The organism is Methylibium sp. (assembly GCF_013817345.1).
In the GTDB taxonomy this organism is placed as follows: domain Bacteria; phylum Pseudomonadota; class Gammaproteobacteria; order Burkholderiales; family Burkholderiaceae_C; genus Methylibium.
Map to the genome: position 1 here is coordinate 16,905 of NZ_JACDCW010000057.1, position 10,571 is coordinate 27,475.

General features: G+C 70.0%; 6 protein-coding genes. 2 read left to right on the forward strand and 4 right to left on the reverse strand.

Annotated features, from left to right (window positions below):
* Positions 1 to 172: 172 nt before the first annotated feature.
* The gene (locus H0W40_RS12035) at positions 173 to 673 is read right to left on the reverse strand and encodes a methylated-DNA--[protein]-cysteine S-methyltransferase (protein ID WP_292446448.1); all 501 of its coding nucleotides are present in this window, start codon (positions 671 to 673) and stop codon (positions 173 to 175) included.
* Positions 670 to 2,196: a DNA-3-methyladenine glycosylase 2 family protein gene (locus H0W40_RS12040; RefSeq protein ID WP_292446449.1), complete on the reverse strand. Its 1,527-nt coding sequence runs from the start codon at positions 2,194 to 2,196 to the stop codon at positions 670 to 672. Before H0W40_RS12040 ends, H0W40_RS12035 begins: the two co-directional genes overlap by 4 nt.
* A 252-nt stretch (positions 2,197 to 2,448) precedes the next feature.
* Here H0W40_RS12040 and H0W40_RS12045 point away from each other — a divergent pair, with 252 nt between their 5' ends.
* Complete coding sequence (locus tag H0W40_RS12045) at positions 2,449 to 3,840, forward strand: phosphomannomutase/phosphoglucomutase (RefSeq protein WP_292446452.1); 1,392 nt, start codon at positions 2,449 to 2,451, stop codon at positions 3,838 to 3,840.
* A gap of 223 nt (positions 3,841 to 4,063) precedes the next feature.
* A complete protein-coding gene (locus H0W40_RS12050; protein ID WP_292446454.1) occupies positions 4,064 to 5,374 on the forward strand; it encodes a 3-deoxy-D-manno-octulosonic acid transferase in 1,311 nt (436 codons plus the stop codon).
* A 313-nt stretch (positions 5,375 to 5,687) separates the two neighbouring features.
* Here H0W40_RS12050 and H0W40_RS12055 read toward each other — a convergent pair whose 3' ends face one another.
* Positions 5,688 to 6,695, reverse strand: a complete 1,008-nt coding sequence (locus tag H0W40_RS12055) for a hypothetical protein (protein WP_292446456.1) — start codon at positions 6,693 to 6,695, stop codon at positions 5,688 to 5,690.
* Positions 6,696 to 6,784: 89 nt separating this feature from the next.
* Positions 6,785 to 10,369: a hypothetical protein gene (locus tag H0W40_RS12060; RefSeq protein WP_292446458.1), complete on the reverse strand. Its 3,585-nt coding sequence runs from the start codon at positions 10,367 to 10,369 to the stop codon at positions 6,785 to 6,787.
* Positions 10,370 to 10,571 lie beyond the last annotated feature (202 nt).

A 10,571-nucleotide genomic window follows, 5' to 3' on the forward strand; every position in this document is an offset into this window, starting at 1 on the left:
TCGGTGTTGGAAGCGGGAAGCCATGACAGGTCAGATGGACTCCATGAAGGTGGCCGGGCCGTCATGACTCCGGCTTGCCGCCCCTCTAGAGCCTCACCGTTCCATTGGCAAGCACCGTGCCGGCGGGACGACGGCGCAGCCGGTTCGTCAACCCGAGCCCCGTCGACCGGCTTCAAACTGTCACGCCTTCGAGCCGCAGCAGCGCGCGCTTTCGGTCCAGCCCGCCCGCGTAGCCGGTCAGTGCGCCGCCGGCGCCAATCACCCGGTGGCAGGGCACGATCACCGAGAGCGGATTGCGGCCCACGGCGGCGGCGACCGCCCGCACCGCAGAGGCGCGGCCGACTTGCCCGGCCAGCGCGCCGTAGCTGAGCGTGCAGCCGCAGCCGATCTTGCCCAGTGCTCGCCAGACATCGCGCTGAAAGGCGCTGCCTTGCGCATCGAGCGGCACACTGAAGCCGCCGGTGCCGCTGCCGCGGTGCCAATAGGCGTCGAGTTCGTTCAGGGACTGGGCGATCCAGCGTTGCGCCGCATCGGTCGGCGCGCTCAAGGGCCCCGGATGGTGTTTCTGGCCGTCGAACCACAAGCCCGCCAGGCCGTGCTCGGTGGCCGCCAGCAGGATGCCGCCGAGCGGGGAGTCGGTGCGGGCCTGGGCGACGTGCGAAGTGTTGATCATGTGCCGGTCTCCATCAGATGCCACAGCCGCATCACGGCGTAGGCGCGCCAGGGCCGCCAGGCCTCGGCGAGTTCGGTGAGGCGCTTCGGCTCGCGCGAGCCCAGCGCGTTGGCCAGGCCGATGTCGCCGGCCGGCCACGCATCGGGCCAGGCCAGCGCACGCATGGCGATGACCTGCGCCGTCCATTCGCCCACGCCGGGCAGGGCGCGCAGGGCGGCGAGCGTGGCCTCGATCGGCGCGCCGCGGTGCAGTTCGATCTGCTCTGCCGCCACACCACGCGCCAGCGCCTGGATGGCACCGACCCTCTGGCGCACGATGCCCAAGGTGCCGATGTCGGCCGGGTCGACGGCGGCGAGCCGCGCGGCGTTCGGGAACAGGTGGCTCAGGTCGGCGAAGGGCGTGGCGAGCGGTGTGCCGAAGCGACCGACCAGGCGCTGGATCAGCGTGCGGGCGCCCTTGACCGTGACCTGCTGGCCGAGGATGACACGCACGGCCGTCTCGAAGCCGTCGAAGCTCCCCGCCAGACGCAGCCCCGGCCTCGGCGCGGCGGACAGCAAGGCCATGACCGGGTCGATGCGGGCCGGGTCGGCGTCGAGATCGAAGGCCTGCCGCACGGCCTCGATCACGCGGCCCAGGGCCGGCACCAGCTCGGCGGCGATCATCACTTCGAGCTCGTCGATGTCGGGCAGGGAGCGCAGCGCCAGCCAGCCGATGTGCTCTCGGCCGCCCTGCACGAGGCGCAGGGTGCGGCGCAGGGTCTGTTGCTCGACCGCCTCGATGCCTTTCACGGCACGCTGAGCGAAGAAGTGCATCAGCGCCTCGGTGTCGCAGGGTGGCCGGTAGGCCAGGCGAAGTTTGAGCGCGTCGCATGCGAGCGTGCCGGGCAGGCGCAGCAGCGGCGTGACGGTGGCGCGCCGTGGCACGAGGGTAGTGCCGCCGGCACGGCGCAGCCGCGTCGGGCTCAGCCGGCAATGCTGCGCGAACGCCGCGTTGAAACGCCGCACGCTCGCGAAGCCGCATTGCAGCGCGACCTCCGTCACCGGCAAGCGCGTGTCGGTGAGCAACTGCTTGGCGAGCAAGAGGCGCTGCGTGGTCCAGTAGTCGATCGGCGTCACGCCGTGCGCGAGCGCGAAGATGCGGCGCAGATGGCGGTCGGTGACGCCCAGGCGCGCGGCGATGTCGGGCAGGCGCAGGGCCGCGCCGCTGCGCGCGGCGTGATCGAGCATGCGGGCGGCGTGCTGGGCCAGCACCTGCGAGGAATCGACCAGCGACAGCCCCGGCGCCAGCTCCGGCCGGCAGCGCAGGCAGGGCCGGAAGCCATGCTGCTGCGCGCTCGCGGCGCTGCGAAAGAACCGCAGGTTGGCGCGCCGCGGCAGCCGCACGCGGCACACTGGCCGGCAGTACACGCCCGTCGAGGTGACGCCGGCGAAGAGACGCCCGTCGAAGCGGGCATCGTGGGTCTGCCAGGCGCGGTAGGCGGCGTCGGCATCGATCTCCGGCAGCGAGAAAGGCAGGGCGGGCATAAAGTGATGATAGGCAGCCGGCTTGTTTTGACTGGCCGTTTTCGGACCTGTGCTTCGAAGCGCCGCGCCACGAGCCGGCGTCGCACCTGGAACGCCGAGCCGGGCGCGTCGCTCGAGCGGCTGCGCGGCTCGCATCGCTGGCGGCAGGCGTGCGTGCATCGCCGCGAACCTGTGGGTTGGCGCACCGATTTCGTCTCGGCGCTCCGAACGCCCTCCCTACAATCCACGGCTCCAAAGCAAGGGGAAGCGCGCATGCAGGTTGCCGATTCGATCTTCAAGGCCTACGACATCCGCGGCATCGTCGGAAAGACGATCGACGAGACTTTCGCCGAACACCTCGGCCGGGCCTTCGGCAGCGAGGCGCGCAAGCTCGGCGAGCGCGCCGTGGCGGTGGGCCGCGACGGGCGCATGTCGGGCCCCGGCCTGGTGGCAGCGCTGGTGCGCGGGCTGCGATCGACCGGCATCGACGTGGTCGATCTCGGCGCAGTCACCACGCCCATGCTCTATTACGTGGCGGCCACGCGCGGCGAGCACGGCTGCCGCAGCGGCATCCAGGTGACGGGCAGCCACAACCCGAAGGACTACAACGGCTTCAAGATGGTGCTGGCCGGCCGCGCCATCTACGGCGAGGACATCCAGGGTCTGAAGCGCCGCATCGAGGCCGAGGATTACGCCAGGGGCAAGGGCCGCGGCGCGAAGATGGATATCGGCGCCGAGTACCTGCACCGCATCGTCTCCGACTGCAAGTTGGCCAGGCCGATGAAGGTGGTGGTCGATTGCGGCAACGGCATTCCCGGCGCGTCGGCGCCGGGCATCCTGCGCGCGCTGGGCTGCGAGGTGGTCGAGCTGTATTCCGAGGTCGATGGCGACTTCCCCAACCACCATCCCGATCCCAGCAAGCCGGAAAACCTGGTCGATCTCATCAAGACGGTCAAGCGGACCGGCGCCGAACTGGGCCTGGCGTTCGATGGCGATGGCGACCGCCTGGGCGTCGTCACCGCCGACGGCCAGAACATCTTTCCCGACCGCCAGCTCATGCTCTATGCGAAGGACATCCTGCAGCGCCATCCCGGCGCGCCGGTGATCTTCGACGTGAAGTGCAGCCAGCGCCTGGGCGAGGCGATCAAGGCCGCGGGCGGCGTGCCGACGATGTGGATGACCGGCCATTCGCTGATCAAGGCCAAGCTCAAGGAAATGGGCGCGCCGCTGGCCGGCGAGATGAGCGGGCACATCTTCTTCGGCGAGCGCTGGTACGGCTTCGACGACGCCACCTACACCGCGGCGCGGCTGCTCGAGATCGTCTCGCGGCACAAGGACCCGAGCGCGCTACTCAATGCGCTGCCCACCAGCTTCAGCACGCCGGAGTTGAACATGCCCTGTGCTGAAGGCGAGCACCACGCGGTGGTCGCGAAGCTGCGCAAGGTGGCGAAGTTTCCGGATGCGCGCGAAGTGATCACCATCGACGGCCTGCGCGCCGAGTACGCCGACGGCTTCGGCCTGGTGCGTGCATCGAACACCACACCGGTGCTGGTGCTGCGCTTCGAGGGCAAGACGCAAAAGGCGCTGGAGCGAATCCAGGCGCAGTTCATGGCCGAGGTGAAGGCGGTCAAGCCCGACGCGCAAGTCGTGGCGGCGGCGCACTGAAGGTGCCATCCACGGGGCGAGCCGCTGTCGTTGTGACGAGACGCGGGTCGCGGCGGCGGTCCGCCGGGTGCACGGGTCTGGGAGGCACCGCATCGACCGCTCAGCGCTGGTTGGCATTGCGCACCGCCGCTCTTCTTCCTCTCCCTCCGGGAAAGGGTTGGGGTGAGGGCCGGCCCATACGACGATCGGCACCAAGGCCGCTCGAAGCCGACGGCTGCCCCGCATGAAAGAGACGCAAGCCCGCGCCCTCTACAGCGCACTGCTCGTCGCGCTGTCCCCGCTCTACCGGCTACGCCTGTGGTGGCGCGGGCGCGCCGAGCCTCTGTATCGCGAAGCGGTGGCCGAGCGCTTCGGCCGTTACGCAGACAACGAGGGCAAGCCGGGTTCGGTGTGGATTCATGCTGTCTCGCTCGGCGAGACGCGTGCCACCGCCGCGCTGATCGACGCCCTGCGCGAGGCTCGGCCCGGCGTGCGCGTGTTGCTCACTCATGGCACGGCCACGGGCCGCGAAGCTGGCCGTGAGTTGCTGCGCCCCGGCGACCGGCAGACGTGGTTGCCCTACGACACCCCGAGTGCAGTGAGGCGCTTCTACCGGCATTGGCAGCCGGCCGTGGGCGTGCTGATGGAAACCGAGGTCTGGCCCAATCTGCTGCAAGGCGCGCAGGCTGCTGCCGTGCCGGTGCTTCTGGCCAATGCCCGCCTGAGCGAACGCAGCCTCGCCAAAGGCCGGCGCTGGGACGTGCTGCTGCGCCCAGCCTTCGCCGCGCTTTCACGCGTACTGGCGCAGACCCAGGCCGACGCCGACCGGCTGGTCGTGGCCGGGGCGTCGCGGGTCGAGGCGATGGGCAACGTGAAGTTCGATGCCGCGCCCGATGCGCTGCTGCTCGTGCGCGGCGCCACGTGGGCCCGCGCCAGCCGGCTGCCCCTGGTGCTGGCCGCCAGCACCCGCGAAGGCGAGGAGGCGCCGCTGCTCGACGCCTGGGCCGCCTTGCCCGCGCCGCGCCCGCGCCTGTTGCTGGTGCCGCGCCACCCGCAGCGCTTCGACGAAGTGGCCGCGTTGGTCGAGCGCAGCGGCCTGCCGCTCTCGCGCCGCAGCACCTGGCCGCACGGCGCGCCTGACGCGCAGGCGCAGTCGGCCGCTGTCTGGCTCGGTGACTCGATGGGCGAACTGCCGGCCTACTACGCCTGCGCCAGCGTGGCCCTGCTCGGCGGCAGCTTCGAGAAGCTGGGCGGCCAGAACCTCATCGAGGCAGCGGCCTGCGGCTGTCCGGTGGTGATGGGCCCGCACACGTTCAACTTCGCCGAGGCGGCCGAACTGTCGCTCGCAGCGGGTGCCAGTGAGCGGGTGGCCACCTTGGCAGAAGGTGTCGCACGCGCTGCGGCGCTTGCCGACGATTCGGTTGCGCAAGCCGGCATGGCACAGCGAGCGCTGACGTTCGCCGCTGCGCATCGGGGTGCGGCACAGCGCATGGCCGGAGCGATCGTCGAAGTGATCGAGCGGCGAGGCGAGCCGCGGATTCGCGATTCACGGTGACTTGCGAGCCGAGTTGCTGATCAGCATGTCCAGAAATTCGACACAGGCGTCCGTCATGGTCGTGACCCAACTCGAATGCTGGATGTCCGGAAGGCTGCCCCGCCCCAGGTCGCTGGTGAAGCCGAGTACCCGATCGACGGCTTCATTGATTGGCTTCGGCAACCTGAGCGCAGCAGGAGGGCGAAGGCGTCCGAGCCTTCGACAGGAACACCGTGTGATACGGCGTGCTGATCGAGCCGAGAAAGCAAGCGCTGCCGGTCCGGGCTCGGAGCTCGTGGCTCGCCGGGCACCGGCTCGCGTGCGCCTTCGCGGCTCAGGCCGGTGCGGCGAAGCTGCTGCCGTCCCAGACCCACGCGGTCAACGCCGAGAACGCGGAGCGGGCGATGGCTGCTGGCGGATAGAGCAGGGCCAGTTCGTTGCCCAGCGTGGTTTCACCCGCTACCAGCCCGGTGATGTTGACGAAGCGAACCAGCGTGCCGCGGCTGACCAATGCGGTCGGCGCGACGAGCGGCTGCGGGTGCGGCCATCCTGCCGCCTGCAGCACCGGCGCCACCTCTAGATAGCGCGCCGTCGCCGGCGCATCGTTGGCGACGCTCGTGGCCGAGGCGCGCACGGCGACCCAAGTCGCTTCCGCGACCAGGGTGCCGCCGTCCAGTTCGCGCGCCACCAGCCGCAGGGGCTCGGTGGCCGGAGTTTCGGGCCGTGCGATGGCCAGCGCATCGGTGCTTGGATCGACCAGCAGCGTGCCGGGAAAGACCTCAAGGCTGCGGCCCAGTGCGGCCAGCACCAGCTCGAAATCCAGTGAACTCGCCGTGGCCCCCGGCTGGCTGGCAGGCAGCGTCGCCCGCGGCGCGCGTAGGGGGAGCGTGCAGCCCGAGGCGTGAAGGATGGCGAGCGCGGCCTGAAGCGGTGCATGGAAGTCGGCACGAACGCTCAACAGCGGCGGAATCGACGCCTGCGCCGCACCGGCCGGTCGATCGTTCGCCACCTCGACGAAGCCTACCGGCACGACGCCGCCCAACGCCGCGCTGCCCGGCGCCGGCCCTGCCACACCGAGCGCGCTGGCGACCGCGCTGGCGCGCATGTCGAGCTGGCCCGCGCTCTCCAGCAGGTTGAGGTAGCCGCCGACCTCCGTGATGTTGAGCGGCGCCGGCACGCGCGAGGGAAACACGTCGCCCTGCTGGGCCAGGCGCTGTAGCAGCAGGCGCTGCGCTTCCAGAACGTCGGGCCGCACGCCCGAGCGCATCAGTTCGACGAGTGCATCGACCACGCCGGCGAAGGCGTTGTCGAGCGCGGTGGAGGTGGTGTCGGTGTCGGCCATGGCGGCTGCTCCTTGTTGCTAGTCGGTCCGGCCGAGAGCCGGGCGCCTGGGCCGCGGATCCTTGTCGGCCACGGGGCGGCTTCCGTTTGTCAGACCAGGCCGAGCGCTGCCAGCCAGGCCTTGCTGCCCAGCGTGCGGTCGGTGGGATCGTCCGCCTTCTTCTTGTCGTAGGCGTCGAACAGCTTGGCGGCCTGGCTCGCCGGGAGCTTCTCGTCGCCGGTCAGCCCGCTCAGGCCAGCGATGATGCCGTCGGCGAACGCCTTGGCCTGGTCGAAATCAGGCTTGTTGTTGGCCGCGCCGAGATAAGCGGCGGCGTTGTCCTTGAGGTCCTTGAGGGCGGCGGTTTGCTTGTCGGCCTTGGCTTTTTCGGCGGCCTTGGTTTTCTCTGCGGCCTCTTTCTTTTCCGCATCCTTCTTGTCGGCGGCGGCCTTGTCGGCGCCGAATTTCGTCTTGAAGACATCGACCCCCGCATCGAGCGCCTTGCCGGCGAGCTGCGTGGCCGAGCCGAGCGCGTCCTTGCGGGCGGCCTCGGCGCTGTCGATGGTCTTGCCGCCCAGCGCGGTGAGCACCGCTTGGCCGAGGAAGTCGGTCGAGAAGTCCTGCTGCGTCGGCGCCTTGCCCGCGAGGGTTGAGGCCAGCGCGCCGAGCGTGAGCCCGCCACCGCCTTCGCCCGCGACGTTGTTGATGATGCTCGGCACGTTGGAGAGCGTCGCCGGCGCGGTGAGCTGCGCGAGGCTGTTGGCGCGCAGCGCGACGTTGTTGATCGCGGTGGCCTCGTCGCCGGGCGAGTCCTGCCAGTTCCAGAAGCGCGTGAGGTCGATCTTCTCGGCTGAGGGGCAGTGGCCGAGCACCGCCTCGCCGAGCACGCCGCGCGTGGGCAGGGTGAAGTGCGAGACAGGGGGCGAGAAGGCCTCGGTGTGAAAGCGCGTCAGCGCCTCCTGCACGGCGCTGTTGGTCAGCGGTGCGCGGTCTTCGGCGCCTTCGGCATCGACGTCGCCGGCCAGCCTGACGGCCAGCGAGGCGGGGATCGAGAACGGCATGATCATGCAGTTGCCGTAGTAGCCCAGCACCTGGTTGGCTACGCAGTTGAGCAGCGGCACGTGCTGGCTGGCGTCGGTGAAGCCGTCCGGGTCCAGGCCTTCCTCGGGGAGGCCGATGGTGTAGCCCTCCAGCATGACCACGCGTTCCTCGGCGGTGAGCGAGGACCACACGGCCTTCGAGTAGGTGAGCGTGTTGCGCACCACGTGCTGCAGCGTGCGCTCGATCTTCATCATGTCGCGGAAACCCAGCACCGGATTGCGCTCGAGCGCCGCTACCGGCAGACCGCCCGATGGCAGTTCGACGGCGCTGCCGAGGTCGTCGGCAGCGATGGAGTCGGCCGCGTTGTTGATCGTCGCCTTGAAAGCACGCACGTTGGGCCCGCCGAGCTCGCGTTCCAGCTCGCTCGTCTCGATACGCACCGAGGCTTCGAGCGTGCCGAGGTTGAACGCCAGGCCGGGAAAACCGGCGGTCGAGTTCTTGATCAGGTCGAACAGGGAGTTCTTGGTCGGGTCGAGCTGGTAGTCCACCACGTCGAAGGCGCGGCGGATGTCGAAGCCGATGACTTCGCTCTTGTCGATCGATTCCGGGATGACGATGGAGCCGGTCATCGCCACCTCGCCGCCTTCGCGGCGCAGGCGCTTGAGTTCACCGAAGAACTCCGCGCGCGTGCCGAAGCTCCCCGGCGCGATGGCCGTGAGCGGCGAATCCAGCCGCACCGGGCCAATGCGCCGGCCGCCGCGCACGAGCACCTGCACCCACAGCCGCTCGTAGGGGATGTAGCGGCCGGTCAGCGAGAAAGCCAGCACATCGGCAGCCGGGCCGACCACATCGACCTGAACGCGGATGTTCGCGGCGAAGTCTTCAAGCAGGCGCAGCCCTTCGCGCAGCCGCCCGGGCAGATTGGGCTGGACGGCGTCGGCATGCCGGTGCAGCAGGGCGTAGCGCACGAGCAGCTCTTCTCGCGTATCGACACGCACGGTCTCGGTGAGTTCGAGCTGCTGGCCGGGCGGCAGGAAGCGCACCAGATCCAGCGGCACGAAACACACGAGGCTCACGCCTTCGACCGCGGTGGTGCCCTGGAACTTGCGCAGCACCTCCCAGTACTGGATCGTCAGCGCGTGCGCCTTGTTGTGGTTGGTGATGACCTTGGTGGTGATGCTTTCACGGTCGGTTTCGGTCGCCAGCCGGATCGCGGTGCGCTGCGAAGAGCGGCGCCCCGAGGCCTGGCGTTCGACCGAGCGGTGCATGTCCTCGGCGGTCGAGCTGGTGTAGGTGCGTGCGCCGTCGAGCGAGCTCTGCGTGCTGCCGTTGTTGCTCGACTTGCCACCACCACCGCCCGCGCCGATGCCGATCGCCACCGGGCCGAGGACCGCGCCGATGCCGCCGGCCACGCCCCAGCTCGATGAGCGCGCCTCGTTGCGGTAGCTGGAATTCGCACTCACATGCTCCTCGAACGCCGAGTCGAACGTGGCCTGGGCCGAGGCGTTCTCGCGCAGCGCCGAGTGCTGCTGCTCGGCGATATCGACGCGTTCGAGTTCGCTCACGCTGGCCGTGGCGACGCGTTCGGACACCACGATGCGCTGCTGCTCGCCGGGTGCCAGCGGCAGCGAATAGAGCAGGTTGCCGAGGGTCAGGCCGTCGTATTTCCAGACCTGCGCGAGATTGAGCACGTAGCCCAGGCCGAGCGTGCCGGCCATGGGTACCGCGCGCTCGGTGCCGATGGTGTTGTTCCGCACGCCGATGATCTGGTCGCGAAAGCCATCGACGCTGATCGGCTTGTCGACCGGCACGCGTTCGACGAAACGCGTGTCGGTGAGCTGCAGGGCGGAGATGAGGTTCGCGTCCCAGGCCGGCACCATGAAGCGCGCGGCGCGGCCCGCGTTCTCGAAGAAGGGCCCGCTCGGGAAGAACACGCGCGTCACCGTCGTCGTGCGCGGCTCGACCAGGCGCACCAGCACCTTGTAGGGGAAGCGGCGCACGACGGCGTCTTCCTCGAAGGTGATGCTGCAGGCGTCCTGCCCGACCTGAACTTTGACTGGCTCGTGCGCGCCGGCGCCGCTGCCTGGGCTGTTGGTTCCGGCCGGCAGGTCATCGACCAGATCGATCAGCGCGCCCACGATGCTGGCGGGCATCGGTTCGAGCGCGTCTTCAAGCACGATCTCGCCGATGGCCTGCGCGCCTGTCGGCGGCACCGGCACGGTGATGCGCTGCGGCGGCCCGGCCGTTCCCGTGACGAGCAGGTCCAGCCCGCCGGCGAGCAGCCTGCGGCGCTGTGCGTCGCTCACGTTCGGCAAGGGCAGGGTGAAGAGGCCGAGCGCATCGGTGACGACGCCGCGGCCGATGACGGCGCCGCCGCCCGGCAGGGCCGGCTGCACGCTCACGCGCTCGGCCGGGCCGCGGTCGGGTTGGAGCACCAACCCGCGCACCTGCCTGGGCAGGGTGCGCACCTCGGCCGCCATGTCGAGCGCCACGCTGGCGTGCTGGTGCAGCGTGGCCAGGCCGACGCGAAAGTGCGTGACGTCGGCGATCTTGGTGGTCAGCACCCGGCGCTTGTCGTCGTCGCTCAGTTCTCTGAGACGCGCAGCGTCGGAGCCGATGAGGTCGAGGCTGGGCAGGAAGGGCCGGGCCAGCAAGGGGTTGCGAGCGGCCGCACGCGAGGCGGCAGACGATACGGAATCCGGGGCAGGCGCGGGTGAAGGTGAAGGTGTGCGTGGGCGAGTGACCATCGGTGTGTCTCCCCTGCGCCTTGCCTCCGCATTCGGTAGTGAACAGCGGCCCGGGCGCTGCCTCAATCTACGTCGCGAGCGTGGCGCTGGCCGTCCCTAACTACGGATG